Source organism: Streptomyces sp. NPDC051310 (genome assembly GCF_044455245.1).
Classification (GTDB): Bacteria; Actinomycetota; Actinomycetes; order Streptomycetales; family Streptomycetaceae; genus Streptomyces.
Window position 1 is genome coordinate 72773 of the sequence record NZ_JBITEO010000004.1, and the last position, 25143, is coordinate 97915.

The following is a 25143-nucleotide window of genomic DNA, read 5'->3' on the forward strand; positions in this document are numbered from 1 at the left end:
CCCGCGACCCGCCCCGCGCGGCGGGCCGGCGGCGCTGCGGCGCGGCGCAGGGGCTCTATGTCCGCCGCGGACAACGACGCGCCACCACCACTCCCGAACGGAGCATGCCTGCACCCCTCCCCCGCGCCTAGCCTGCGGAAGAAAGAGAAGCAGCGTCCGAAAGACACCCCCCAGGAGCCCCGCATGACCGAAATCCCGCAGGAGCGCCGCGTCGTCACCGCCATCCCCGGCCCGAAGTCGCAGGAGCTTCAGGCCCGCCGTCTGTCCGCGGTCGCGGGTGGCGTGGGCTCCGTGCTGCCGGTGTTCACCACGCGCGCCGGTGGCGGCGTCATCGAGGACGTCGACGGCAACCGTCTGATCGACTTCGGTTCCGGCATCGCGGTGACGTCCGTCGGCGCGTCCGCCGAGGCGGTCGTGCGCCGGGCGAGCGCCCAGCTGGAGCAGTTCACCCACACCTGTTTCATGGTCACGCCGTACGAGGGGTACGTCGAGGTCTGCGAGGCGCTCGCCGAGCTGACGCCGGGCGACCACGCCAAGAAGTCCGCGCTGTTCAACAGCGGTGCCGAGGCCGTCGAGAACGCGGTCAAGATCGCCCGTTCGTACACCAAGCGCCAGGCCGTCGTCGTCTTCGACCACGGTTACCACGGCCGTACGAACCTCACGATGGCGCTGACCGCCAAGAACATGCCGTACAAGCACGGCTTCGGTCCGTTCGCGCCCGAGGTCTACCGCGTCCCGGTGGCGTACGGCTACCGCTGGCCGACCGGCCCGGACAACTGCGGTCCCGAGGCCGCCGCGCAGGCGATCGACCAGATCAGCAAGCAGATCGGCGCCGAGAACGTCGCCGCGATCATCATCGAGCCGGTGCTCGGCGAGGGCGGCTTCATCGAGCCGGCCAAGGGCTTCCTGCCGGAGATCGTGAAGTTCGCCAATGACAACGGCATCGTGTTCGTCGCGGACGAGATCCAGTCCGGCTTCTGCCGCACCGGCCAGTGGTTCGCCTGCGAGGACGAGGGCATCGTCCCCGACCTGATCACCACCGCCAAGGGCATCGCGGGCGGTCTGCCGCTCGCCGCCGTGACCGGCCGTGCCGAGATCATGGACGCCGTGCACGGCGGTGGCCTGGGCGGCACCTACGGCGGCAACCCGGTGGCCTGCGCCGGTGCGCTCGGCGCCATCGAGACGATGAAGGAGCTCGACCTCAACGGCAAGGCGCGGCGCATCGAGGAGCTCATGAAGGGCCGCCTCGCCGCCATGCAGGAGAAGTACGAGATCATCGGTGACATCCGTGGCCGCGGTGCCATGATCGCGATCGAGCTGGTGAAGGACCCGGCGACCAAGGAGCCGAACCCGGAGGCCGCCGGCGCGCTGGCGAAGGCCTGCCACGCCGAGGGCGTGCTGGTCCTGACCTGCGGCACCTACGGCAACGTGCTGCGCTTCCTGCCGCCGCTGGTCATCGGCGAGGACCTGCTCAACGAGGGCCTGGACGTCATCGAGGGCGCCTTCGCGCGGATCTGACGGGTCCGGCGCTCCGGCGGATCCGACCACGGATCGGGCCGTGTGAAGAGGTTGTGGGGGGCCGATGGCGGGATGGGGATCCGGCTGTCGGTCCCCCCTTCTTCTGCCGTACGGTTTCCGCAGATGAGAGAAACACCTCGCCCGCAGGGGACTGCGGGTGATTCCAGGGCGGAGCCTCCCCAGCGACACCCTGGCCGTGCCCTCGCGCACACCGACGGAGCCTCCGGCTCCGGATCTCCTCACCGATCGGACCGTCGCCCGCCCCATACCCCCCGGGGCGTGCGGCACACCGGTCCTGGCGGCCGCCCCGGAACCACCCCCCCTGTTCCGGGGCGGCCGGCTTCTCGTGCGTCGGTCCCGGCGGCGCTCCTCCTTCTCTTCACGGTGGTGACCTGGCAGGTCGTCGCCGACGGGCCTCTCGCCCGGCTCGACGCGCGCGTCAGCCGCGCCCTCGCCGGCCGCGGGCCCGTCCCGCTCACCGAGCTCCTGGCCGATCTGGGCAGCGTCCCGGTCGCCGCCCCCGTCCTCGCCGCCGCGATGGCGTACGCCGCGTGGCGCGGCCGCCGCGGGCCGGCGCTCCGCGCGGGGCTGGCCCTGGCCCTCGTACCGGCCCTGGTCGTCCCCCTCAAGGTGCTGGTCGACCGGGCCGGTCCGCTGACCGCGGAGACCGGCTACTACCCGTCCGGGCACACGGCGACGGCCCTGGTGGCGTACGGCGGCGCCGCGCTGCTGCTGCGCAGGCGCTGGGCGGTGTCCGTCGCCGCCCTGCTGACGCTGGCGACGGGCACCGGGCTCGTGCTGCGCGGCTACCACTGGCCGCTGGACGTGGTGGGCAGCGTCTGCCTGTTCGGCTGGCTGTACGCCGGCGGCCTCCTGGTCAGCTCCATCCGTAGGCGTCGAAGTTCTTCGAGAACTCCCAGCCGCCGAACCGGTCCCAGTTGACCGACCAGGTCATCAGCCCGCGCAGGGCGGGCCAGGTGCCGTGGGTCCGGTACGCGCCGCAGTTCACCCCGCGCGTCAGGCAGTCGAGCGCCTGGTGCACCTCGGCGGGCGCGGTGTGGCCGTTGCCGGCGTGCGGCGAGGCGGGGAGGCCGATGGCGACCTGCTCGGGGCGCAGGGCGGGGAAGGACCGGGAGGCGTCACCCGCCACCGGGAAGCCGGTCAGCAGCATGTCCGTCATCGCGATGTGGAAGTCGGCCGTGCCCATGGAGTGGTACCGGCCGTCGAGGCCCATGATCGGGCCCGAGTTGTAGTCCTGGACGTGCAGCAGGGTCAGGTCGTCGCGCAGGGCGTGGATGACCGGCAGGTAGGCGCCGGCGCGCGGGTCCTGGCCGCCCCAGGGGCCGGAGCCGTAGTACTGGTGGCCGAGCTGCACGAAGAACGTCTCCGGGGCCATGGTGAGGACGAAGCCGGGGCCGTACGCCGCCTTGAGGGTCTTCAGGGCGGAGATGAGGTGGACGATGACGGGGGTCGTCGGGTTGCGGAAGTCGGTGTCGCCGGTGGCGAGCGACAGGGAGTGGCCCTCGAAGTCGATGTCGAGGCCGTCGAGGCCGTACTCGTCGATGATCCGGGAGACGGAGGCGACGAAGGTGTCGCGGGCGGCGGGGGTGGCCAGGTGCACCTGGCCGTTCTGGCCTCCGACGGAGATCAGGACCTTCTTGCCGGCCGCCTGCTTGGCCTTGATCGCGGCCTTGAAGTCGGCGGCGGATTCGACGCCCGGGCACTCCGTCGCCGGACAGAGGGAGAAGCGGATGTCGCCGGAGGTGACGGAGGTCGGTTCGCCGAACGCCAGGTTGATGACGTCCCAGGAGTCCGGCACGTCGGCCAGGCGGGTGTAGCCGGAGCCGTTGGCGAAGCTCGCGTGGAGGTAGCCGACGAGGGCGTGGGGGGCAGCCCCTGGCCCGGCGGCGGGTCGGTGGGGCCGGGGGCCGTGGTCGCGGTGACGGCGGCGGACTTCGGGGACTCGCCGGCCGCGTTCACCGCCGTGACCTGGAAGGTGTGGGGGGTCGCGGGCGTGAGGCCGGTGACCGTGGCCGTGGTGCCGGTGACCGTGAGGGCCCGCGCCGTGCCGCGGTAGACGTGGTACGCGGTGGCGCCGGCGACCGGCGTCCAGGTCAGCGGCACGGTGGTGGGACCGGGGGTGCCGGCGGTCAGACCGACCGGGGCGGCCGGGACCTGGACGGGGTCGCCGCCCGGGCCGGTCAGGGACAGGTCGTCGGCGTGGTAGGCGCCGGTGCCGTACCAGCCGTGCACGTGGACGGTCACGGTCCGCGTGGCGGGGCCGGTGCGGAAGGTGGTCGCCAGGCGCTGCCAGTCGGGGGCGGACTGCGTCCAGGCGGAGACGTCGGTGGTGCCGGTGCCGGAGGCGCCGAGGTGGACGTAGCTGCCGCGCACCCAGCCGCTGAGCGTGTAGGCGGAGTCGGGCCGCACGGTGACGGTCTGGGTGCACCGGGCGTTGTCGCCGCCGGCCGGGGTGGCCCGTAGGGCCTGGGCCCCGCCGTGCACGGGCGCGGCGACGACCGCTCCGCTCCCGGCCGTGCAGCTCCAGCCGTCCAGGCCGGCTTCGAATCCGCCGTTGCGCGCCAGTTCGGCGTCCGCGGCCCCTGCGGTGGCGGTGGGGCCGGCGAGCGTGAGCACGGCGGCCAGGGCGACGACGAGAGCGGCGAGCGGGGTGCGGTCCACAACTGCCTCCGGGCGTGGGGGTGTCGGGGTGCGGCGCCGCACAGCTTGGTCCAGACCAATTGAGTGGTCAATCCCCCGCGCGCCGCCGGTTCCGGCTCTCCCTCACCGCACGCCCCCGGCCAGCTGTGCCGCGGCCTCGTGCAGCGCCAGCTCCAGCAGCACGGGGTCGGTCAGCGCCCCCGACCCGTCCGGCGCCACCAGCCACCGCGTCCCGCCGGTCACCCGGCCCGGGCAGGGGTGGGGCACCACGATCCACGTGCCGCGGCCGGCCGCCCGCATCCCGGTGCCGACCCAGCGCGCCGCCGTCCCCGGGGGGACGAAGAAGCCCATGCGGGCGTCGCCGAAGTCCGCGAGCACCGGACCGGGCCGGTCGGCGAGCCGGGACAGCACGTCCAGGGCCGGGTAGCCCAGCGCGGCCGGGACGATCAGCACGTCCCAGCGCCTGCCCGCCGGGAGCAGGGCGATCCCCGAGGGGTTGCGCTCCCACTCCCAGCGGCAGCCGCCGGGATCCGGTGCTACCGACACCAGCCATTCCACCGCGCCACCCCTGGCCCCCGAACCGGTCATCTCCCACATCCTCCACATCCGTCTCTGTGACTGCCCTGCTCAGCAGTGCCTTCACACCGGGAGAGGCGGGTGGACGCGGATCATGACGCGGCTCGGGACTTCGTACGGTGGTGAACGGTGCACGGGAGCGCACGACCGGCGCACGAAGGGGCGCATTCGGTGGAGCGGCGGGTCAGCTGTCGAAGCCGAGGCCCATCCGGTCCATAACGCGCAGCCACAGATTGCGCCGGCCGCCGTTCGCATCGGCCCGGGCGAGCGACCACTTGGTCAGCCCGATGCCGGCCCAGGCGATCGGCTCCGGCGGGAACGGCAGCGGCTTGGAACGCACCATCCGCAGCTCCGTGCGCTCGGTCCGCTCGCCGGACAGCAGGTCGAGCATGACGTCCGCGCCGAACCGGGTGGCGCCCACGCCCAGACCGGTGTACCCGGCCGCGTACGCGACCCGGCCGCCGTGCGCGGTGCCGAAGAAGGCGGAGAAGCGGGAGCAGGTGTCGATGGCGCCGCCCCACGCGTGGCTGAATCGGACCCCCTCCAGCTGCGGGAAGCAGCGGAAGAAGTGCTCGGCGAGCGTCAGGTACGTCTCCGGGCGCTGGTCGAGTTCGGCGCGCACCCGCCCGCCGAAGGGGTAGATGGCGTCGTAACCGCCCCACAGGATGCGGTTGTCGGCGCTGAGCCGGAAGTAGTGGAACTGGTTGGCACTGTCCCCGAGGCCCTGGCGGTTCCTCCAGCCGATGGACGCCAGCTGGTCACCGGTCAGCGGCTCGGTCATCAGGGCGTAGTCGTACACCGGGACGGTGTAGTGGCGCAGCCGCCTGACCAGCGAGGGGAAAACGTTGGTGCCGAGGACCACCTGCCGGGCGAGGACCCGGCCGTACGGGGTGCGGACGGCCATGCCGCCGCCCGCGCGGGCCAGGTCCAGGCCGCGGGTGTTCTCGTAGACGCGCACGCCCAGCTCGACGCAGGCCCGCTTGAGGCCCCACGCCAGCCTGGCCGGGTTCAGCATGGCGACGCCGCGCCGGTCCCACAGCCCGCCGAGGAAGGTCGGGGAGTTCACCTGGGCGCGGACGGCGTCCCGGTCGAGCGGTTCGAGGCCGTCCGCGAGGCCGAGCCGGGCGGCCGCCTCGTACATCCCCGCCAGCTCCGCCATCTGGTGCGGTTCGGTGGCGACGTCGATCTCACCGCTGCGCTCGAAGTCGCAGTCGATGCCGTACGCGGCGACGGCCGCCTCGATCGCGTCGAGGTTCCGCTCGCCCAGCTCCTCGAGGGTGGCCAGCTCGTCGGGCCAGCGGGCGAGTCCGTTGCCGAACCCGTGGGTGAGGGAGGCGGCGCAGAAGCCGCCGTTGCGGCCGGAGGCGGCCCAGCCCGCCTCCCGGCCCTCGATGAGGACGACGTCCCGCGCGGGGTCGCGCTCCTTGGCGAGGAGCGCGGTCCACAGGCCGCTGTAGCCGCCTCCGACGACGAGCAGGTCGCAGTGTTCCGTGCGGGTGAGCGCGGGCAGCGCGGCCGGCTTGCCGGGGTCCTCCAGCCAGAAGGGGACGGGCTGGGCGTCCGAAAGTGATGATGCAGCGGTACGCATGGCGGCTGGGGCCATGGTTTCCAACTCCCTCAGGGATGACAGGTGCTCATTGGACGGTGCGCTTCCGCCGGCCGGCCGCCAGCTGGCCGACGACGACCACCAGCACCGCGATGACGAACATCGCCGTACCGATGACGTTGATCTGTACGGGCGTGCCGCGCTGCGCCGAGCCCCAGACGAACATGGGGAAGGTCACGGTCGAGCCCGCGTTGAAGTTGGTGATGATGAAGTCGTCGAACGACAGCGCGAAGGCGAGCAGTGCGCCGGCCGCGATGCCGGGGGCGGCGATGGGCAGGGTGACCCGCAGGAAGGTCTGCACCGGCCCGGCGTACAGGTCCCGGGCGGCCTCCTCCAGGCGCGGGTCCATGGACATCACCCGGGCCTTGACCGCCGTGACGACGAAGCTGAGGCAGAACATGATGTGGGCGATCAGGACCGTCCAGAAGCCCAGCTCGGCGCCCATGTTGAGGAAGAGCGTGAGCAGGGAGGCGGCCATGACGACCTCGGGCATCGCCATCGGCAGGAAGATCAGCGAGTTGATCGCACCGCGTGCCCGGAAGCGGTAGCGGACCAGCGCGAAGGCGATCGACGTGCCGAGGAGCGTGGCGCCGAGCGTCGCCCAGGCGGCGATCTGCAGGGACAGCGCGAGCGAGCCGCACAGGTCGGCGACGCCGCACGGGTCCCGCCAGGCCTCGGTGGAGAACGCGCGCCAGGAGTAGTTGAAGCGTCCCGCCGGCTGGTTGAAGGAGAACACCATCACGACGATGTTCGGCAGGATCAGGTACGCGAGGGTCAGCAGCCCCGCGAGCACGACGAGGTTGCGCCGTATCCAGCGGATCATCAGACCAGGTCCTCCGTTCCGGCCCGGCGGATGTAGACGGTGACCATGATCAGCACGACCGCCATGAGGATGAAGGACAGCGCGGCGGCCGTCGGGTAGTCGAGCACCCGCAGGAACTGCGACTGGATGACGTTGCCGACCATCTTGGTGTCGGTGGAGCCGAGCAGTTCGGCGTTGACGTAGTCGCCGCTCGCCGGGATGAAGGTGAGCAGCGTGCCGGAGACGACGCCCGGCATGGACAGCGGGAAGGTCACCTTGCGGAAGGTGGTGGCGGGGGACGCGTACAGGTCCTTGGCCGCCTCGTGCAGCCGGCCGTCGATCCGCTCCAGCGAGGTGTACAGCGGCAGGATCATGAACGGCAGGAAGTTGTACGTCAGACCGCACACGACCGCCAGGGGGGTGGCGAGGACGCGGTCGCCCTGGGTCCAGCCCAGCCAGGCGGTGACGTCGAGGACGTGCAGCGCGTCCAGCGCGCCGACGACCGCGCCGCCGTCCGCGAGGATCGTCTTCCACGCCAGCGTGCGGATCAGGAAGCTGGTGAAGAACGGCGCGATGACGAGGACGAGCAGCAGGTTGCGCCAGCGGCCCGCCTTGAAGGCGATGAGGTACGCGAGCGGGTAGCCGAGCAGCAGGCACAGGAAGGTCGCCGTGCCCGCGTACAGCAGGGACCGGACGAACTGCGGCCAGTACTCGGTGAGGGCCTCCCAGTAGGTCGCGAAGTGCCAGGTGACCTGGAAGCCCTTCTCCAGGGAGCCGGTCTGCACGGAGGTGGAGGCCTGGTAGACCATCGGCAGCGCGAAGAAGACGAGCAGCCAGAGGATGCCGGGCAGGAGCAGCCAGTAGGGGACGAGCCGCTTGCGCGCCGCCGTCTTCCGTACGGCGGGTGGGGCTTCGGGCGCTTGGGGCGCCTGCGGTGCTGCGGTGGTCGTCACGCGGCGTCCCCCACCTTTTCCACACCCGCGTCGATGTCCTGCGCGGCGTCCAGGCCGAAGGTGTGGGCCGGATTCCAGTGCAGGACGACCTCGGCGCCGGGCGCGAGGCGGGAGTCGCGCTCGATGTTCTGCTCGTACACCTGGAGGCCGGCACCGGCGGGGCCGTCGACGACGTACTGGGTGGAGACGCCGATGAAGGAGGTGGCGGTGATCCGGCCGGTGACCTGGTTGCGCCCGGTGGGGATCGCGCCCGCGTCGTCGGCGTGGGCGAGCGTGATCTTCTCGGGGCGGATGCCGACGAGCAGCCGGCCGCCGGTCGTGACGGGGGCGGAGCACCGGTCGGCGGGCAGGCGCAGCTTGCTCCCGCCGGCGGTGACGGTGATGTCCGTGGACGCCCCGACGATCTCGGCCTCGATGAGGTTGGACGTGCCGAGGAAGTTGGCGACGAAGGTGGTGCGGGGGTTCTCGTAGAGGTCGGCCGGCGCGCCCAGCTGCTCGACCCGGCCGCCGTTCATCACCGCGACGGTGTCGGCCATGGTCATGGCCTCCTCCTGGTCGTGGGTGACGTGGACGAAGGTGATGCCGACCTCGGTCTGGATGCGCTTGAGCTCCAGCTGCATCTGCCGGCGCAGCTTCAGGTCGAGGGCGCCCAGCGGCTCGTCGAGGAGGAGCACCTGGGGGTGGTTGATCAGGGCCCGGGCGACGGCGACGCGCTGCTGCTGGCCGCCGGAGAGCTGGTGCGGCTTGTGCCCGGCCTTGTCGCCGAGCTGGACGAGGTCGAGCATGTCGCCGACCTGCTTCTTCACCGACTTGATGCCGCGGCGGCGCAGCCCGAAGGCGACGTTCTCGTGGATGTCCAGGTGGGGGAAGAGGGCGTACGACTGGAAGACGGTGTTGACCGGCCGCTTGTACGGGGGGAGGTCGGTGACGTCCCGGTCGCCGAGGAAGACGGTGCCGGTGGTGGGCTCCTCCAGGCCGGCGATCATGCGCAGGGTGGTGGTCTTGCCGCAGCCGGAGGCGCCGAGGAGGGCGAAGAAGGAGCCCTGCGGGACGGTCAGGTCGAGGGGGTGGACGGCGGTGAAGGAGCCGTAGGTCTTGCTGATCCCGGAGAGGCGGACGTCGCCACCGGTGTGTGTGCTGTCAGTCATGGGTCGCGATCCCAGGGGGTGTCGGGGGCGGGCGTTGGCGGCGGGCTCAGGCGCCGATGAGCTTGGCGAACTTCTCCTCGTACGCCGTCTCCTCCGTGCTGCTGAGGGAGCGGAAGGCACGGGACTTCGCGGCCATCGCCTTGTCGGGGAGGATCAGGGTGTTCGCCGCCAGCGCGGGGTCGATCTTCGCGAGTTCGCCGCCCACGCCCTCGACGGGGCAGACGTAGTTGATGTACGCGGCGAGCCGGGCGGCGTTGGGGAGCTCGTAGTAGTAGTCGATGAGCTTCTCGGCGTTGGTCTTGTGCCGGGCGCCGGCGGGGACCAGCAGGTTGTCGCTGGAGGTGATGTAGCCGGCGTTGGGGATCGCGAACGCGATGTCGGGGTTGTCGGCCTGGAGCTGGATGACGTCACCGGCCCAGGCGAGGCAGGCGGCGATGTCGCCCTTGTTGAGGTCGCCGGTGTAGTCGTTGCCGGTGAAGCGGCGGATCTGCTGGGTGTCGACGCCCTTCTGGAGGCGGCCGAGGGCCGCGTCGAAGTCCGCGTCGGTGAACGTGCCCGGGTCCTTGCCCATGTCGATGAGCGTCATGCCGACCGAGTCGCGCATCTCCGAGAGGAACGCCACCCGCCCCTTGAGCCGGGGGTCGTCGAGGAGCTGGGTGACCGAGTCGACCTTCCGGCCGCCGGTGGCCTTCTTGTTGTACGCGATGACCGTCGAGATCCCGGTCCAGGGGTAGGAGTGGGCGCGGCCGGGGTCCCAGTCGGGGCGGCGGAACTGGGGGGAGAGGTTCGCGTACGCGTGGGGGAGGTTGGCCGGGTCGAGCTTCTGCGCCCAGCCGAGCCGGATGATGCGGGCGGCGAGCCAGTCGGTGACGCAGATGAGGTCGCGGCCGGTGTCCTGGCCGGCGGCGAGCTGCGGTTTGATCTTGCCGAAGAACTCGACGTTGTCGTTGATGTCCTCGGTGTACTTGACCGCGATGCCGGTGCGCCGGGTGAAGGCCTCCAGCGAGGGCCGGTGCTTCTCGTCGTCGCTGATGTCGATGTACTGCGTCCAGTTGGAGAAGGTGAGCCGCTTCTCCTTCGCCGAGTGGTCGGTGGAGGCGGGACCGTCGCCCTCCCGCTCGGCGGGCGGGATTCCACAGGCGCTCAGGCCGGCGAGACCGCCGAGCGTGAGCGCGCCCGCGCCCGAGGCACGCAGCATCGAACGGCGCGTGAGGGCTCCGCGGCCGCTGGCCATGCTGCGCCGCATCGCGGCGAGCTGTGCCGCGGAGAGGCTGTCGGGCTCGTACTGCTCCATGCGCTGTGCCTTTCGGGTGGTGTGGCGGCGGCCGCTGGTCGGGCGGGCCGCGTGCGTGGCTATCGGTCCCCGAAGATCGTCCGGTGCCAGTCCTTCCTGGCGACCGCCGTGTTGTCGTACATCACATGCTTGACCTGCGTGTACTCCTCGAAGGAGTAGGTTGACATGTCCTTTCCGAAGCCGGATGCCTTGTATCCGCCGTGCGGCATCTCGCTGATGATCGGGATGTGGTCGTTGATCCAGACGCAGCCCGCCTTGATGTCCCGGGTGGCGCGGCCGGCCCGGTAGACGTCGCGGGTCCAGGCCGAGGCGGCGAGGCCGTACGGGGTGTCGTTGGCCAGCCGGATGCCCTCGTCGTCGGTGTCGAAGGGCAGCACCACGAGGACCGGGCCGAAGATCTCGGCCTGGACGATCTCGCTGTCCTGCGGAGCGCCGGTGATCAGGGTCGGCCGGTAGAAGGCGCCGTCGTGGTGCGGCGCTGCCCCGCCGGTGACGACGGTGGCGTAGGCGCGGGCCCGGTCGACGAAGCCGGCGACGCGGTCGCGCTGGGCGTGGCTGATGAGCGGCCCGAGGTCGGTGTCCTCCCGGAAGGGGTCGCCCAGGCGCACCGAGGCCATCAGGTCCGCGACCTGCTCCACGAAGGCGTCGTACAGCGGGCGCTGGACGTAGGCGCGGGTGGCGGCGGTGCAGTCCTGGCCGGTGTTGATCAGCGCGCCGGCGACCGCGCCGTGCGCGGCGGCCTCCGGGTCGGCGTCGTCGAAGACGACGAAGGGGGCCTTGCCGCCCAGTTCCAGGTGGAGGCGCTTGACGGTGGCGGTGGCGACTTCGGCGACGCGCCGGCCGACGGCGGTGGAGCCGGTGAACGACGTCATCGCCACGTCCGGGTGCCCGACGAGGTGCTCCCCCGCTTCCCTGCCGGCGCCGGTGACGATGTTGACGACGCCGTCGGGGATGCCCGCGTCGGTGGCGGCCTGCGCGAACATCAGGGAGGTGAGCGGGGTGAGTTCGGCGGGCTTGAGGACGATGGTGTTGCCGGCGGCGATGGCGGGGAGCACCTTCCAGGCGGCCATCTGCAGCGGGTAGTTCCAGGGCGCGATGGAGCCGACGACGCCGATGGGCTCGCGGCGGACGTAGGAGGTGTGGTCGCCGCTGTACTCCCCGGCCGACTGGCCCTGGAGGTGGCGGGCGGCCCCCGCGAAGAACGCGGTGTTGTCGACCGTGCCCGGCACGTCGAACTCGCGCGTGAGCTTGATGGGCTTGCCGCACTGGAGGGACTCCGCCTGCGCGAACTCCTCGGCCCGCTCGGCGAGCCGCCCGGCGAAGCGGTGCATCGCGTCGGAGCGTTCGCCGGGTGTCGCGCCGGCCCAGCCGGGCAGCGCGTCGCGGGCCGCGACGACGGCCGCGTCCACGTCCGCGGTCCCGGCGAGCTCGTAGGTGAGGACGTCCTCGCCGGTGGCGGGGTCGACGACGGTGTGCGTGCGCCCCGACGTGCCGGCCCGTACGCGCCCGCCGATGTACTGCGCGCCCGCGGCGAAGCGGTCGCGCACGTCCTTCACCTGGAAGCGGTTGCCCATGACGCTCTCCGTTGTCCCGGCTCGAATTGAGTGCCGATCCTGACAGAGGGATGCCTACCCAACAAGGGATTCCGTTGTTGCCTTTTGGTTACGCGACGGAATCGGTCGACCATGTGTCGGGTGGGGGCGGGAAACCCGGTACGGAGTGTCCGTGGCGGCTGCCACACTCGCGTGCATGGAGACGATCGAGGACCTGTTGGCGCAGGTCAACCGGGGCGAGCGCGTGAAGTACCTGCACTTCTGGGGCCACCGGCCGAGACCCGGCGGCACGATCGGCGCGAGCTGCCTGAGCCAGTGGTGGCCGGCGCCGTTCACGGTCGACGGCGTGAGGTACGCGACCGCCGAGCACTGGATGATGGCGTCGAAGGCCCGGCTCTTCGGGGACGCGGAGGCCGAGCGGCAGGCCGTCGGGGCGTCGAGCCCCGCCGCCGCGAAGAAGGCGGGGCGGCTGGTGCGCGGCTTCGACGAGGAGACATGGGCGCGGGAGCGGTTCGGCATCGTGGTGGCCGGCAGCGAGCACAAGTTCGGACAGCACCCGAGGCTGCGGGACTTCCTGCTGTCGACGGGCGGCCGCGTGCTCGTGGAGGCGAGCCCGATGGACCGCGTCTGGGGCATCGGGCTCGCCGCGACCGACCCCCGCGCCGGGAACCCCGCCCAGTGGCGAGGCCTGAACCTCCTGGGCTTCGCCCTGATGACCGCGCGGACCCGCCTGCGCGCGTCCGGCTCCTGAACCCCGGCTGCGGGGGCCGTCAGTCCCGGGTGACGACCAGCGACGTCGCGAAGGGGTCGCTGTCGTCCCCGTAGGAGTCGCGGTCGTTCTCGCTCTCCACGATGGCCCAGATGATGAAGGCCAGGAACACCGCGCTCACGACCGTGCCGATCGCGCCCAGGATGATGCCGGCGGTGGCCATGCCGCCGTTGTTGGCCTCGCCGCGCTGGACCCGCTTGCGGCCGACGATGCCGAAGATCAGGGCGAGGATGCCCAGGATGATCCCGAGCCCGTACATGCAGAAGCCGGCGGTGGCGATGATGCCGAGGACCATCGAGGTGATGCCCATGCCGTTGGCGGGCCCGGCCTGCCAGCCGCCGGGGCCGTAGGCCGAGTAGCCGGGGTAGCCCGGGTACCCGTACCCGTTCGTGGCCGGCGGCGGCGCGGCGGGCACCCCGGGGGCCGGGTAGCCGTACGGGCCCGGCGCGGGCTGGGCGGGCCCCCCGGGGGCTATCGGCGGCGGCGGGACGTCCCCCGCGGCCGGCATGGACGTCACCGTGGGCTGGTCGTGCACCGGCGGCTTGTTCAGCCCGACCGCGTCATGGGGCGGCCTGCTCTCCGGCGGAGCCCAGGGATCGTTCGGCTCACTGTTGTCTGGCATGGGCCCTCCCCCGTCGTGTCCCGTCATGCTAACGGCCGCCCTACGATGATCCCTGACCAGCCCGGCCCTGCCCTGCCCACAGGAGGCCCCGATGACCGATCTGCACCCCTTCATCGCGGGGCTGCCCAAGGCGGAACTCCACGTCCACCACGTCGGCTCCGCGTCCCCGCGCATCGTCTCCGAACTGGCCGCCCGCCACCCGGACTCCGCGGTGCCCACCGACCCCGAGGCGCTCGTCGACTACTTCACCTTCACCGACTTCGCCCACTTCATCGAGGTGTACCTGTCGGTGGTGGACCTGATCCGCACCCCGGAGGACGTGCGGCTGCTGACCTACGAGGTCGCCCGCGACATGGCCCGGCAGAACATCCGGTACGCCGAGCTGACCGTCACGCCGTTCAGCTCCACCCGGCGCGGCATCGACGAGAAGGCGTTCATGGCGGCGATCGAGGACGCCCGCCTCGCGGCCGAGACCGAGCTCGGCGTCATCCTGCGGTGGTGCTTCGACATCCCCGGCGAGGCCGGGCTGGAGGCCGCCGAGGAGACCACGCGGCTCGCGGTCGACCTGCGCCCCGAGGGCCTGGTCTCGTTCGGGCTGGGCGGCCCCGAGATCGGCGTGCCGCGCCCGCAGTTCAAGCCGTACTTCGACCGCGCCATCGCCGCCGGCCTGCACTCGGTGCCGCACGCGGGCGAGACGACCGGGCCCGGGACCGTGTGGGACGCCCTGAGGGAGCTGCGCGCCGAGCGCATCGGCCACGGCACCAGCGCCCCGCAGGACCCCGAGCTGCTGGCCCACCTCGCCGAGCACCGCATCGCGCTGGAGGTGTGCCCCACCTCCAACATCGCCACGCGGGCGGTCGCGGACATCGAGGAGCACCCGATCAGGGAGATGGTGCGCGCGGGTGTCCTGGTGACCGTCAACTCCGACGACCCGCCGATGTTCGGCACCGACCTCAACAACGAGTACGGCGTCGCCGCCCGGCTGCTGGGGCTGGACGAGCGCGGGATCGCCGAGCTGGCCAAGAACGCCGTGGAGGCGTCCTTCCTGGACCCGGCGGGCAAGGCCCGGATCGCCGCCGAGATCGACAGCTACACCACCGAGTGGCTCACCCGCTGATGCGTCCGGTCACGGTGGTGGCGCACCGGGGCGACCCGTACCGCGTCCGGGAGAACACGATCGCGTCGCTCCGCTCGGCGCTGGCGCGCGGCGCGGACGTGGTGGAGATCGATGTGCGGCTCACCCGGGACGGCGTCCCGGTCCTCCTCCACGACGACTCGCTGAAGCGGCTGTGGGGCATCGACCGGCCGCTGGCCCGGCTGTCCCTGGCGGAGCTGCGCGGGCTGACCGGTGAGGAGGGTGTGCCGACCCTGCGGGACGCGCTCGGCGCGGCCGGTCCGCACCGGGTGATGATCGACCTGCCGGGAGCCACGGAGGCGTCGGTGCGCGCGGTCGTCGGCACCGTCCGCGAGTGCGGCGCGGCCGACCGCGTGTACTACTGCTCCAGCGCGGCCGCGATGCTGCTGGTGCGGGCCGCCGACCCGGCCGCCGAGATCGCCCTGACGTGGACGACGCTCGCCCCGCCCCGCCCCGTCCTGCTCGACGCGGTGGCGCCGCGCTGGCTGAACTACCGCTTCGGGCTGGTCGGCCGGGCGCTGACCGAGCGCGTCCACCGGGACGGGCTGCTGGTCTCGGCGTGGACGGCCGACACGCGCCGGACCATGCGCCGGCTCGTCGCGTCCGGGGTGGACTCGATCACCACCAACCGGGTGGACACGCTCGCCTCGGTGCTCGCGAGCCGCGGATGAGGGACTTCCGGGGGAAGTCGTGGGCGACGGACATCGGCCTCGCGCTGCTGGTGCAGGCCGCGATGACCATGCCGTTCGTCGTGCCGCGCGCGCCGGACCTGCCGCCGGCGACCTGGACGGCGTACGGGCTGACGACGCTGACGGTGGTGCCGCTCGTGTGGCGCCGCCGGGCGCCGATCGCCGTGCTGGTGGCGGTCCTGGCGACGAGCGCCCTGTACGAGCTGGCGGTCGACGGGCCGGGCCAGCCGCTGCCGTACACCGGGCTGGTCCTCGTCCACACGATCGCGTCCCTGTCGCCGCGCCGCACCCGGCTGGCCGTGCTGGCGCTGCTGCCGGCGCTGATCACCGTATCGGTGTGGCTCAACACCCGTTCGGCGCGGGAGCTGTCGTTCTCCCTGTTCGTGTTCGGCGCGGCGTACGCGCTGGGGCGGCTGTCGGACACGCGGCAGCGGTACGTCGCGGAGATGGCCGCCGCCCGTGAACGCGCCCGGATCGCCCGGGAGATGCACGACATCCTGTCGCACGCGGTGAGTCTGATGGTCGTGCAGGCGGAGGCGGGCCCGGTCGCGGTGCGTGCGGCTCCCGAGCGGGCGGAGGCCGCGTTCGAGGCGATCTCCGGAACCGGCCGGGAGGCGATGGTCCAGCTGCGGCGCATGCTCGGGGTGCTGCGCGAGGGGGACGACGCCCCGCGGGTGCCGCAGCCGGGCCCGGCGGACCTCCCGGCGCTGCTGGAGCGGGTACGGGACAGCGGCCTCGACGTGTCGTACGACGTGACCGGCGCCGCCCGCGCGCTGCCGCCGGACCTCGGGGCGACGGTGTACCGCGTGGTGCAGGAGTCGCTGACGAACACGGTGAGGCACGCGCGGGCCGGTTCGGCGGCGGTGCGTCTGGCGTACGCGGAGGGCGAGGTGGAGGTCACGGTCACGGACGACGGGCGCGGACCGGCCGGCGGGTGGAACCGCGGGCCGGCCGGCGGCCACGGGCTGGCCGGGATACGGGAACGCGCGGCCGCGCACGGCGGGACGGCCGCGCATGGACCGGGCCCCGGGGGCCGCGGTTTCCGGGTCGCGGTGGCGCTGCCCCTGGCCCGGGAGGTGGCGGTGTGATCCGCGTGGTGGTGGCCGACGACCAGGAGCTGGTGCGCAGCGGGTTCGCCATGATCCTGGACGCGCAGCCGGACATCGAGGTGGTCGCCGAGGCGGGCGACGGTGCGCGGGCTGTCGACGCGGTCCGGCTGCACGCACCCGACGTGGCGCTGCTCGACATCCGGATGCCGGTCATGGACGGCATCGAGGCGTGCCGCGCGATCACCGCCGCGGGGGGCGGCTGCCGCGCGGTGATGCTGACGACGTTCGACTCCGACGAGTACGTGTACGAGGCGCTGCACGCGGGCGCGAGCGGTTTCCTGCTCAAGGACGTGCGCCGCGACGACCTGGTGCACGCGGTGCGGGTGGTCGCGCGGGGCGACGCGCTGCTGGCCCCGTCGGTGGCCCGCCGCCTGGTCGAGGAGTACACGGCCCGCGGGGCGCGGCGCGTCGACGGGGGCCGGCTGGAGGTGCTGACCGCCCGGGAGCGGGAGACGCTGCTCCTGCTCGGGCGGGGGCTGTCGAACGCGGAGATCGCCGCCGAGCTGGTGGTCAGCGAGCACACGGTGAAGACGCACGTCGGGAACGTGCTGGCGAAGCTGGGCCTGCGCGACCGCATCCAGGCGGTCATCTGCGCGTACGAGACGGGGCTGATCGCCGCCGGGGATCCCCCGCGCGGGGGAGGCGGCCCGGCGCGATACCGCTCGCTCCGGCGATCCGCGCGGCGCCCGGTCTGACCAGGATGGGAAGCGCCGACAACGGCTCGATCACCTGGAGTTGAACCATGCACGCACGTACGCGCGCACTCGTCGCGGCCGCTCTCGTCCTCGGTGTGACGGCGGGGCCGCTCGCCGTTCCCGCGGGCGCCGCCGCGCCCCCCGTCATCCGCACGCAGGACGGCCCGGACGCCGGTGCGCTGAGGGCCGCGCTCGCCGGACTGCCCGACGCCGGCGCGACGGCCGCGCTCGTCCGGGTCGGCGGCACCGGCGGCAGCTGGCGCGGCAGCGCGGGCGTCCACGACCTTGGCACCGGCCGGCCCGCCGACCCGCACGCCCGCTTCCGCGCCGGTTCGGTGACGAAGGTGTTCACCGCCGCGGTGGTCCTGCAGCTGGCCGGTGAGGGCAGGCTGCACCTGGACGACCGGGTCCGCGACCACCTGCCGGAGCTCATCCCGGCGGCGTACGCCGGGGTCACCGTGCGCCAGCTGCTGAACCACACGCACGGCCTGCCGGACGGCGACTTCCCGGGGAAGAACCTGGAGGAGTGGTACGCCCACCGCTTCGACGTGCACGACCCGCGGGCGATCGTGGCCTCCGCCACCGCCAAGAAGCGCATCGCCCCGCCCGGGGAGGTGCAGCGGTACAGCAACATCGGCTACACCGTGGCGGGCCTGCTCGTCGAGCGGGTCACGGGCGACGCGTACGCCGACCAGGTCACCCGCCGCATCCTGCGCCCGCTCGGTCTGCACGGCACGTACTTCCCCGGCGCCTCGCCGGCGATCCGCGGCCCGCACAACCGGGGCTACCAGGTATTCCCCCTGCCCGACGGCTCCACCGAGCTGCGGGACGTGACCGAGTGGGGCGTCACGGACGGCTGGGCGGCGGGCGACCTGGTCTCCACGACCGCCGACCTGGAGCGGTTCCTGGTGGCGCTGTTCCGGGGGCGGGTGGTGCGCGGCCCGCTGCTGCAGGAGATGTTCACCGTCCCGGCGGGTGTGCCCGGCGCGACGATGAGCGCGGGGCTGCAGCGGTACCGGACGGACGACGGCCGGGTGCTGTGGCTGAAGACGGGCGGCCGCTGGGGCTACAACACGGTGATCGCGGCGACACGGGACCTCTCCCGCACCCTGGTGTACTCGGTGAACTCGACCGACGCCAAGGGCAAGGGGATGAACCCGGTGGCCGAGCGGATCATGCGGGCAGCGTTCGGGCAAGCCTGACGGGCTCGGTCAGTGCGGCCAGGCGCTTGATCATGCGATGGACGATCAGCAGCGGGATCACCCCGAAGACCCCGAAGGACAGGTCGATCACCGTCCACCAGAAGGGGATGCCCCGCAGGGGACCGCAGATCAGCGCGAGCGGGATGATCCCGGCGCAGGCGATCATGCCGAACTCGACGACCCAGATGTTGCGGACGGGATCGCGGTAGGGGCCGTAGAAGGCCACCGCGATGACCAGGTGCGCGAAGGCGAGCCAGTCGGTGCCGTAGAGGACGAAGGGGTGGTCGCGGTCGGCGGCGTCGAGCCCGGTGCGTACGCGCCCGATCCACTCGTGGAGGCCGGGGAGGGCGTCGGCGACCGGCGACGCCCAGCCGTTCAGCGCGCCGTCGGCGAGGCGCACTTCGGTGACGAGCGGAAAGGCCGTCAGGCCGCTCAGCACCAGGCAGACGATGAACACCGCCAACCACGCTCGGATACGCCGCAGAAGGGCGCGGGTCTCGCTCATGTCCGCAGCGTACGCCGGGGTTTACCGAGCCTTTACCGCGCCCCCCGCGGTGGGTGCCGGGCTCCGGCTCACTGGCCGTGGGCGTCGTCCTCGTCGGCCTCCACTCCCTTGAGCGGCTCCCCGCCTCCCGTGCCCTCGCCGGGGCGGTAGCCCTCGGCGGCGCTCGAGGTGCCGGGGACGGTACGGCGGCCGGCCTGGCGCTCGGCGCCCGAGTGGGCTCCGGGCTCCTCCTCCGCCCGCTTGCGGGCGCGGTCCTCCGGCGGCTGTGGCGTCTGGTCGTTCATGTCACCTCCCGGGTCGGCCCTCCGGGTACCCGGGCCCGGGCGGCCCATACGCCCGGAGAACGGGGGCGGGCGGGCCGGGGAGACCCGGCCCGCCCGCGGTGCGTCCGGCGGGGGTCAGCCCAGCGAGGTCATCACGTGCTTGATGCGCGTGTAGTCCTCGAAGCCGTACGCCGACAGGTCCTTGCCGTAGCCGGACTTCTTGAAGCCGCCGTGCGGCATCTCCGCGACCAGCGGGATGTGCGTGTTGATCCAGACGCAGCCGAAGTCCAGCGCCTTGGACATGCGCATGGCGCGGGCGTGGTCCTTGGTCCAGACGGAGGAGGCGAGGGCGTACTCGACGCCGTTCGCGTACGCGACGGCCTGCTCCTCGTCGGTGAAGGACTGGACCGTGATGACGGGGCCGAAGACCTCGTTCTGGATGATCTCGTCGTCCTGCCGGAGGCCGGAGACGACGGTCGGGGCGTAGAAGTAGCCCTTGTCGCCGACCCGGTGGCCGCCCGCCTCGACCTTGGCGTGGGCGGGCAGGCGGTCGATGAAGCCGCTGACCTGCTGGAGCTGGTTGGCGTTGTTGAGCGGGCCGTACAGCACGTCCTCGTCGTCCGGCTGCCCGGTCTTCGTCTCGGCGGCGGCCTTGGCGAGCGCGGCGACGAACTCGTCGTGGATGGACTCGTGGACCAGGACGCGGGTGGCGGCCGTGCAGTCCTGGCCGGCGTTGAAGAAGCCGGCGACCGAGATGTCCTCGACGGCCTTGGCGATGTCGGTGTCCTCGAAGACGACGACCGGCGCCTTGCCGCCCAGCTCCAGGTGGACGCGCTTGACGTCCTTGGCGGCGGACTCGGCGACCTGCATGCCGGCGCGTACGGAGCCGGTGATGGAGGCCATGGCGGGGACCGGGTGCTCGACCATGGCGCGGCCGGTCTCGCGGTCGCCGCAGATGACGTTGAAGACGCCCTTGGGGACGATGGAGCCGATGATCTCGGCGATCAGCACGGTGGACGCGGGGGTCGTGTCCGACGGCTTGAGGACGACGGTGTTGCCCGCGGCGAGCGCCGGGGCGAACTTCCACACCGCCATCATCATCGGGTAGTTCCACGGCGCGACCTGGGCGCAGACGCCGACCGGCTCGCGCCGGATGATCGAGGTCATGCCCTCCATGTACTCGCCCGCGGACCTGCCCTCCAGCAGCCGGGCCGCACCCGCGAAGAAGCGGATCTGGTCCACCATCGGCGGTACCTCCTCGCTCCGGGTGAGCGCGAGGGGCTTGCCGGTGTTCTCCGACTCGGCGGCGATCAGGTCCTCGGCGCGCTCCTCGAACGCGTCCGCGATCTTGAGCAGGACCTTCTGGCGCTCGGCCGGCGTGGTGTCCCGCCAGGCGGGGAAGGCGGCGGCGGCCGCCTCCATGGCGGCGTCGACGTCGGCCTGCCCGGACAGCGGAGAAGTGGCGTACACCTCGCCGGTGGCCGGGTTGACCACGTCGATGGTCCGTCCGTCGGCGGCGTCCCGGAACTCCCCGTTGATGTAGTTGCGCAGACGACGCAGCTCGGTGGTCACTTGCCACCCCTCCTGTCGGTCTCGTGGTGCTCGGTGGCTCAGGTGTCCACGTGGTGGACAGGCCCACCCTAATCGGTGGGGCGACGATTCCGACAGGGTCGACGCTCTACAACTTCGGATTCAGTGGTTCAGGATCACTACGACAACGAATTTCCTCGATCTGGGCTTGCGCGACTGACGAGACTCGGTGCAGAGTGAAGACGTGGCCAGTCGAAGCGCAGAGTCCAGGACCGGGAACGGATCGTCCCCCGCGATCGATGCCGTGTCCCTGGCGATCATCGAACAGCTCCAGGAGGACGGACGCCGTCCGTACGCCGCCATCGGCAAGGCCGTCGGCCTGTCGGAAGCGGCCGTGCGCCAGCGCGTCCAGAAGCTCCTCGATCAGGGCGTGATGCAGATCGTCGCCGTCACCGACCCGCTCACCGTCGGGTTCCGGCGGCAGGCGATGGTCGGCATCAACGTCGAGGGCGACGTGGAGCAGGTGGCGGACGCGGTGACGGCCATGGCCGAGTGCGAGTACGTCGTGATGACCGCGGGCTCCTTCGACCTGATGGTGGAGATCGTCTGCGAGGACGACGACCACCTGCTGGATGTGATCAACAAGCGCATCCGCACCCTCCCCGGCGTGCGCTCCACCGAGAGCTTCGTCTACCTCAAGCTCAAGAAGCAGACCTATATGTGGGGAACCCGATAGCCGTGAGCAAGGACCTCTCCAAGACCGCCTACGACCACCTGTGGATGCACTTCACCCGCATGTCGTCGTACGAGAACAGCCCCGTGCCGACCATCGTCCGCGGTGAGGGCACGTACATCTACGACGACAAGGGCAAGCGCTACCTCGACGGCCTCGCCGGCCTGTTCGTGGTCCAGGCGGGCCACGGCCGGACCGAGCTCGCCGAGACCGCGTACAAGCAGGCCCAGGAGCTCGCCTTCTTCCCGGTGTGGTCCTACGCCCACCCGAAGGCCGTCGAGCTGGCCGAGCGCCTCGCGCACCACGCCCCCGGCGACCTGAACAAGGTCTTCTTCACCACCGGCGGCGGCGAGGCGGTCGAGACCGCCTGGAAGCTGGCGAAGCAGTACTTCAAGCTGGTGGGCAAGCCGACCAAGTACAAGGTCATCTCACGCGCGGTCGCCTACCACGGCACGCCGCAGGGCGCCCTGTCCATCACCGGCCTGCCCGGCCTGAAGGCCCCCTTCGAGCCGCTGGTCCCCGGCGCCCACAAGGTGCCGAACACCAACATCTACCGCGCCCCGATCTTCGGTGACGACCCCGAGGCCTACGGCCGCTGGTGCGCCGACCAGATCGAGCAGCAGATCCTCTTCGAGGGCCCCGACACCGTCGCCGCGGTCTTCCTGGAGCCGGTGCAGAACGCCGGCGGCTGCTTCCCGCCGCCCCCCGGTTACTTCCGGCGCGTCCGCGAGATCTGCGACCAGTACGACGTGCTGCTCGTCTCCGACGAGGTCATCTGCGCCTTCGGCCGCCTCGGCACGATGTTCGCGTGCGACAAGTTCGACTACGTACCGGACATGATCACCTGCGCCAAGGGCATGACCTCGGGCTACTCCCCCATCGGCGCCTGCATCATCTCCGACCGCCTGGCGGAGCCGTTCTACAAGGGTGACAACACCTTCCTGCACGGCTACACCTTCGGCGGCCACCCGGTCTCCGCGGCCGTGGGCCTCGCCAACCTCGACATCTTCGAGCGCGAGAACCTCAACCAGCACGTCCTCGACAACGAGGGCGCCTTCCGGTCCACCCTGGAGAAGCTGCACGACCTGCCGATCGTCGGCGACGTCCGCGGCAACGGGTACTTCTACGGCATCGAGCTCGTCAAGGACAAGGTCACCAAGGAGTCGTTCGACGACGACGAGACCGAGCGCGTCCTGTACGGCTTCCTCTCCAAGGCGCTGTTCGACAACGGCCTCTACTGCCGTGCCGACGACCGCGGCGACCCGGTCGTCCAGCTGGCGCCGCCGCTGGTTTCCGACCAGTCCACGTTCGACGAGATCGAGCAGATCCTCCGGGCCACCCTCACCGAGGCCTGGACGAAGCTCTGACCGAGGAAAACGTTCCGGGACCGCCCTCACGGTCCCTGATCGTCCGATCGTAGGCTGAACGCGGCCCGGGTCATGCCCCATCCGAGTGATGTGGCCGACCCGGGCCGCGTGCTATGAGTACACCCGGTCATGTATCCCTACGGTGCGCAGTGACCGATCGGCCTGACCTTTGTTCCCCCGTACGGGGGAACCCGATACCGAGCTGAGACCGAGGTGTACCCCATGGTGGCCCCGCCGGACAACGACGTGCTCTGGGCGCGTTCCCTCCACCACGCCCACAACGGCTCCCCCGCCCTCAGCGGTGTCTCCCTCGGCGTGCGCGAGGGAGAGATCCTCGCCGTGTGCGGCCCGCGCGGATGCGGCAAAACGACACTGCTCCACTGTTTGTCCGGTCAGCTCGTCCCCAAGGACGGCGAGGTCTGGTTCAACAGCGCCCCGGTCCACACGATGAACGCCGTCCAGCGCGAGCGGCTGCGCCGTGACCGGTTCGGCTGGGTCGGCCCCGAGCCCTGCCTGGTCCCCGAGCTCAGCGCCTGGGAGAACGCGGCGCTGCCCCTGCTCCTGCGCGGCTCCTCGCGCCGTGCCGCCAAGGCCGCCGCCCTGGAGTGGCTGGAGCGCCTCGACATCGGCGACTGCGCCCGCAAGCGTCCCTCCGCCCTGCTCCAGGCCCAGCGCCAGCGCGTCGCCGTCGCCCGCGCCCTGGTGCCCATGCCGCTGGTGCTCTTCGCCGACGAGCCGACCGCCCCGCTGCACCGCGCCGACCGGGCGCAGGTCCTGCGGACGCTGACCGCCGCCGCCCGCTCCCACCGCATCACCGTCGTCCTCGCCACGCACGACGCCGACGTCGCCGCCGTGGCCGACCGCACGATCCACCTGCTCGACGGGCGCCGGGTCAGCTCCGTACCGCAGCACGAAGCGGAGGGCCGCGACGCGTGCTCGCTCTCCGTCTGACCCTGGGTACCCACCCCCTGGTCCTGCTGCGCCGCCTGCTGGTCGCGGCCGCCTCGGCCGGGGTCGGCTTCCTGCTGCTCAGCGCGCTCGGGTACGCCGTGGGCCACCCGGGCGAGTCGCCGGCGGCGCTGCGGCGGCTGCTGTGGTGCGTGCTGCCGCTGGCGGCCACCGTGCACTTCGCGGTCGCCGTCGCCCGCACGGACCCCGGCACCCGCCCACGGACCGGGCTGTCCGCGCTGGGGCTCGGCCCCGCGCGACTGGCCGCGCTCGCCGCCGCGTCCACCGCCGTGTCGTGCACGCTCGGCTCCGCCGTCGCGCTGCTGGTCTTCCTGCACCTGCGGGGCGACCTCACGGGCCTGCCGTTCGACGGGGCGGCCGCCGAGCTGCTGGCGTCCGGGCACCCGCTGCCGCCCGCCGCCACGGTGACCCTGCTCGCGGTCGTCCCGCTCGTGGCGTCCGTCGCCGCCGGGCTGACCCTGCGCCCGAGGCGCAAGCCGCTCCCGGAGGGGGGTGCGGCCCCGGCAGCCGTGGAGGACCGGGCCGCCCCGCCGCGCCGTACGCCCGCCGCGCCGGCCGGCCTGCCGTGGGGCGTGGCCCTGATCGCGGTGGGTCTGGCCATCGAGACGTACGCCGCCGAGGACGGCTCCGGCGCCGCGGTGACGCTGCCGCGCGGCGTCCTCGCGGGGTGGGTGCTGGCCTCGCTCGGCCTCGCCCTCGCCGGACCCGGCGTCACCCACCTGTGCGGGCGGCTGCTGCAGGCGGCGCGGCCGGGGGCGATGCGGCTGCTGGCCGGGCGCGCCCTGATGGAGGAGGCCCGGCGCATCGGACGCCCGCTCGGCGTGGCCTGCGCCGTGGCGGCGGCGACGCTCACCGCGACCACGCTGTACGCGGACGGGGGCGAGAGGCCCTACGGTCCGCTGACCGGGCTCGGCGCGGGGCTGGTCCTCGGGTGCACCGCGGCGACGCTGCTCACGGCGGCGCTGGAGTCCCGTCAGACCCGCGTCGACACCAAGGACGCCCTGCTGCGCCTGGGCGCCTCGCGCGCCCTGCTGCGGACGGCGGCGGGGGTACGGGCGCTGGCGCTGCTGGCGGTCTTCGCACCGCTGACGTGGGCGGTCGCGGCCCTGGCGGTGTTTCCGCTGCGCGGTTAGGGCCCGCGCGGGAGGCCGCGGCCCGGCGGTGTTTCCGCTCCGCGGCTGAGCCTGCGCGCGGCCGGCGCGGGAGGCCGCGGCGCCGGCCGTGGGGGGCCGCCCCCGACCGAGCCCTGCGCCCCCGACCCGGCAGACCGCGGCGCCGGCCGTGCTCCCACCGCGCGGTCGGGGCCTGCGCCTCGGCCCGGGGACGGGGCCGGCACCCGGGGCGTACGGGCGTCGTCGGTCCCGAGGCGGACTCGGGGCCGCCGGTCCGCCCCCGGGCGGACCCAGGTCCGCCCCGGCGGCGGACGTGGCCGGGCGGCCCGGCT

At 72.6% G+C, this 25143-nt stretch carries 23 protein-coding genes and 1 pseudogene; 12 read left to right on the top strand and 12 right to left on the bottom strand.

Annotated features, from left to right (window positions below):
• Positions 1 to 183: 183 nt before the first annotated feature.
• A complete protein-coding gene (gene gabT / locus ACIA79_RS07360; RefSeq protein WP_399427193.1) occupies positions 184 to 1518 on the top strand; it encodes a 4-aminobutyrate--2-oxoglutarate transaminase in 1335 nt (444 codons plus the stop codon).
• A 123-nt stretch (positions 1519 to 1641) separates the two neighbouring features.
• Entirely contained in the window at positions 1642 to 2460 is an 819-nt protein-coding gene (locus ACIA79_RS07365) for a phosphatase PAP2 family protein (RefSeq protein WP_399427194.1), read from the top strand.
• Here the strand turns inward: ACIA79_RS07365 and ACIA79_RS07370 are convergent.
• The 8 genes and pseudogenes from ACIA79_RS07370 to ACIA79_RS07405 all read right to left on the bottom strand — a co-directional run bounded on the left by ACIA79_RS07370 (position 2396) and on the right by ACIA79_RS07405 (position 12132).
• Positions 2396 to 4200 (bottom strand): annotated as a pseudogene (locus ACIA79_RS07370) (chitinase). The gene ACIA79_RS07365 and the pseudogene ACIA79_RS07370 sit on opposite strands and share 65 nt — an antisense overlap.
• 102 nt (positions 4201 to 4302) lie before the next feature.
• Positions 4303 to 4767: a hypothetical protein gene (locus ACIA79_RS07375; RefSeq protein WP_399427195.1), complete on the bottom strand. Its 465-nt coding sequence runs from the start codon at positions 4765 to 4767 to the stop codon at positions 4303 to 4305.
• Between the two features lie 172 nt (positions 4768 to 4939).
• On the bottom strand, positions 4940 to 6358 hold the full coding sequence (locus tag ACIA79_RS07380; RefSeq protein ID WP_399427196.1) for an NAD(P)/FAD-dependent oxidoreductase: 1419 nt from the start codon (positions 6356 to 6358) through the stop codon (positions 4940 to 4942).
• Positions 6359 to 6389: 31 nt separating this feature from the next.
• A complete protein-coding gene (locus ACIA79_RS07385; RefSeq protein WP_399427197.1) occupies positions 6390 to 7184 on the bottom strand; it encodes an ABC transporter permease in 795 nt (264 codons plus the stop codon).
• Complete coding sequence (locus tag ACIA79_RS07390) at positions 7184 to 8116, bottom strand: ABC transporter permease (protein ID WP_399427198.1); 933 nt, start codon at positions 8114 to 8116, stop codon at positions 7184 to 7186. The genes ACIA79_RS07385 and ACIA79_RS07390 overlap by 1 nt, the downstream gene beginning before the upstream one ends.
• Positions 8113 to 9264, bottom strand: a complete 1152-nt coding sequence (locus tag ACIA79_RS07395) for an ABC transporter ATP-binding protein (RefSeq protein WP_399427199.1) — start codon at positions 9262 to 9264, stop codon at positions 8113 to 8115. The genes ACIA79_RS07390 and ACIA79_RS07395 overlap by 4 nt, the downstream gene beginning before the upstream one ends.
• Positions 9265 to 9310: 46 nt before the next feature.
• Positions 9311 to 10558, bottom strand: coding sequence for a spermidine/putrescine ABC transporter substrate-binding protein (locus ACIA79_RS07400; protein ID WP_399427200.1), 1248 nt, complete (start codon positions 10556 to 10558; stop codon positions 9311 to 9313).
• Positions 10559 to 10617: 59 nt separating this feature from the next.
• Complete coding sequence (locus ACIA79_RS07405) at positions 10618 to 12132, bottom strand: gamma-aminobutyraldehyde dehydrogenase (RefSeq protein WP_399427201.1); 1515 nt, start codon at positions 12130 to 12132, stop codon at positions 10618 to 10620.
• Positions 12133 to 12307: 175 nt separating this feature from the next.
• On the opposite strand from ACIA79_RS07405, the gene ACIA79_RS07410 reads away from it, so the two are divergent.
• Positions 12308 to 12862 (top strand): NADAR family protein, encoded by a 555-nt coding sequence (locus ACIA79_RS07410; RefSeq protein WP_399427202.1) that lies wholly within the window; start codon positions 12308 to 12310, stop codon positions 12860 to 12862.
• 19 nt (positions 12863 to 12881) lie between these two features.
• Here the strand turns inward: ACIA79_RS07410 and ACIA79_RS07415 are convergent, their stop codons facing one another.
• On the bottom strand, positions 12882 to 13502 hold the full coding sequence (locus ACIA79_RS07415; protein ID WP_399427203.1) for a DUF4190 domain-containing protein: 621 nt from the start codon (positions 13500 to 13502) through the stop codon (positions 12882 to 12884).
• Between the two features lie 91 nt (positions 13503 to 13593).
• Here ACIA79_RS07415 and ACIA79_RS07420 point away from each other — a divergent pair, with 91 nt between their 5' ends.
• From ACIA79_RS07420 to ACIA79_RS07440, 5 genes are read left to right on the top strand one after another with little or no spacing between them, the layout of a single operon-like run.
• On the top strand, positions 13594 to 14619 hold the full coding sequence (locus tag ACIA79_RS07420) for an adenosine deaminase (protein ID WP_399427204.1): 1026 nt from the start codon (positions 13594 to 13596) through the stop codon (positions 14617 to 14619).
• The gene (locus ACIA79_RS07425; RefSeq protein ID WP_399427482.1) at positions 14619 to 15308 is read left to right on the top strand and encodes a glycerophosphodiester phosphodiesterase; all 690 of its coding nucleotides are present in this window, start codon (positions 14619 to 14621) and stop codon (positions 15306 to 15308) included. The genes ACIA79_RS07420 and ACIA79_RS07425 overlap by 1 nt, the downstream gene beginning before the upstream one ends.
• A complete protein-coding gene (locus ACIA79_RS07430; RefSeq protein ID WP_399427205.1) occupies positions 15305 to 16414 on the top strand; it encodes a sensor histidine kinase in 1110 nt (369 codons plus the stop codon). Before ACIA79_RS07425 ends, ACIA79_RS07430 begins: the two co-directional genes overlap by 4 nt.
• 50 nt (positions 16415 to 16464) lie before the next feature.
• Complete coding sequence (locus ACIA79_RS07435; protein ID WP_399427483.1) at positions 16465 to 17130, top strand: response regulator; 666 nt, start codon at positions 16465 to 16467, stop codon at positions 17128 to 17130.
• A 47-nt stretch (positions 17131 to 17177) separates the two neighbouring features.
• A complete protein-coding gene (locus ACIA79_RS07440) occupies positions 17178 to 18332 on the top strand; it encodes a serine hydrolase domain-containing protein (protein WP_399427206.1) in 1155 nt (384 codons plus the stop codon).
• Here the strand turns inward: ACIA79_RS07440 and ACIA79_RS07445 are convergent.
• The 3 genes from ACIA79_RS07445 to ACIA79_RS07455 all read right to left on the bottom strand — a co-directional run bounded on the left by ACIA79_RS07445 (position 18304) and on the right by ACIA79_RS07455 (position 20672).
• Positions 18304 to 18837, bottom strand: coding sequence for a hypothetical protein (locus ACIA79_RS07445; protein ID WP_399427207.1), 534 nt, complete (start codon positions 18835 to 18837; stop codon positions 18304 to 18306). The genes ACIA79_RS07440 and ACIA79_RS07445 overlap by 29 nt on opposite strands.
• A gap of 68 nt (positions 18838 to 18905) precedes the next feature.
• Positions 18906 to 19121, bottom strand: a complete 216-nt coding sequence (locus ACIA79_RS07450) for a hypothetical protein (protein ID WP_399427208.1) — start codon at positions 19119 to 19121, stop codon at positions 18906 to 18908.
• A 114-nt stretch (positions 19122 to 19235) separates the two neighbouring features.
• Positions 19236 to 20672, bottom strand: a complete 1437-nt coding sequence (locus ACIA79_RS07455; protein WP_399427209.1) for a gamma-aminobutyraldehyde dehydrogenase — start codon at positions 20670 to 20672, stop codon at positions 19236 to 19238.
• 187 nt (positions 20673 to 20859) lie between these two features.
• Between ACIA79_RS07455 and ACIA79_RS07460 the strand changes: the two genes are divergently transcribed.
• The 4 genes from ACIA79_RS07460 to ACIA79_RS07475 all read left to right on the top strand — a co-directional run bounded on the left by ACIA79_RS07460 (position 20860) and on the right by ACIA79_RS07475 (position 24832).
• Complete coding sequence (locus ACIA79_RS07460; protein ID WP_039947143.1) at positions 20860 to 21366, top strand: Lrp/AsnC family transcriptional regulator; 507 nt, start codon at positions 20860 to 20862, stop codon at positions 21364 to 21366.
• Positions 21351 to 22730, top strand: a complete 1380-nt coding sequence (locus ACIA79_RS07465; protein ID WP_399427211.1) for an aspartate aminotransferase family protein — start codon at positions 21351 to 21353, stop codon at positions 22728 to 22730. Before ACIA79_RS07460 ends, ACIA79_RS07465 begins: the two co-directional genes overlap by 16 nt.
• A 222-nt stretch (positions 22731 to 22952) precedes the next feature.
• A complete protein-coding gene (locus tag ACIA79_RS07470; protein ID WP_399427212.1) occupies positions 22953 to 23681 on the top strand; it encodes an ABC transporter ATP-binding protein in 729 nt (242 codons plus the stop codon).
• On the top strand, positions 23663 to 24832 hold the full coding sequence (locus ACIA79_RS07475) for a hypothetical protein (protein ID WP_399427213.1): 1170 nt from the start codon (positions 23663 to 23665) through the stop codon (positions 24830 to 24832). The genes ACIA79_RS07470 and ACIA79_RS07475 overlap by 19 nt, the downstream gene beginning before the upstream one ends.
• The last annotated feature ends 311 nt before the right edge of the window (positions 24833 to 25143 follow it).

Coding starts and splice junctions, on each gene's coding strand:
- ACIA79_RS07385 (WP_399427197.1), bottom strand. CDS start 7,184: ATGATCCGCTGGATACGGCGCAACCTCGTCGTGCTCGCGGGGCTGCTG.
- ACIA79_RS07420 (WP_399427204.1), top strand. CDS start 13,594: ATGACCGATCTGCACCCCTTCATCGCGGGGCTGCCCAAGGCGGAACTC.
- ACIA79_RS07400 (WP_399427200.1), bottom strand. CDS start 10,558: ATGGAGCAGTACGAGCCCGACAGCCTCTCCGCGGCACAGCTCGCCGCG.
- ACIA79_RS07395 (WP_399427199.1), bottom strand. CDS start 9,264: ATGACTGACAGCACACACACCGGTGGCGACGTCCGCCTCTCCGGGATC.
- ACIA79_RS07430 (WP_399427205.1), top strand. CDS start 15,305: ATGAGGGACTTCCGGGGGAAGTCGTGGGCGACGGACATCGGCCTCGCG.
- ACIA79_RS07405 (WP_399427201.1), bottom strand. CDS start 12,132: ATGGGCAACCGCTTCCAGGTGAAGGACGTGCGCGACCGCTTCGCCGCG.
- ACIA79_RS07365 (WP_399427194.1), top strand. CDS start 1,642: ATGAGAGAAACACCTCGCCCGCAGGGGACTGCGGGTGATTCCAGGGCG.
- ACIA79_RS07380 (WP_399427196.1), bottom strand. CDS start 6,358: ATGGCCCCAGCCGCCATGCGTACCGCTGCATCATCACTTTCGGACGCC.
- ACIA79_RS07435 (WP_399427483.1), top strand. CDS start 16,465: ATGATCCTGGACGCGCAGCCGGACATCGAGGTGGTCGCCGAGGCGGGC.
- ACIA79_RS07375 (WP_399427195.1), bottom strand. CDS start 4,767: ATGACCGGTTCGGGGGCCAGGGGTGGCGCGGTGGAATGGCTGGTGTCG.
- ACIA79_RS07410 (WP_399427202.1), top strand. CDS start 12,308: ATGGAGACGATCGAGGACCTGTTGGCGCAGGTCAACCGGGGCGAGCGC.
- gabT (WP_399427193.1), top strand. CDS start 184: ATGACCGAAATCCCGCAGGAGCGCCGCGTCGTCACCGCCATCCCCGGC.
- ACIA79_RS07440 (WP_399427206.1), top strand. CDS start 17,178: ATGCACGCACGTACGCGCGCACTCGTCGCGGCCGCTCTCGTCCTCGGT.
- ACIA79_RS07415 (WP_399427203.1), bottom strand. CDS start 13,502: ATGCCAGACAACAGTGAGCCGAACGATCCCTGGGCTCCGCCGGAGAGC.
- ACIA79_RS07425 (WP_399427482.1), top strand. CDS start 14,619: ATGCGTCCGGTCACGGTGGTGGCGCACCGGGGCGACCCGTACCGCGTC.
- ACIA79_RS07445 (WP_399427207.1), bottom strand. CDS start 18,837: ATGAGCGAGACCCGCGCCCTTCTGCGGCGTATCCGAGCGTGGTTGGCG.
- ACIA79_RS07470 (WP_399427212.1), top strand. CDS start 22,953: ATGGTGGCCCCGCCGGACAACGACGTGCTCTGGGCGCGTTCCCTCCAC.
- ACIA79_RS07450 (WP_399427208.1), bottom strand. CDS start 19,121: ATGAACGACCAGACGCCACAGCCGCCGGAGGACCGCGCCCGCAAGCGG.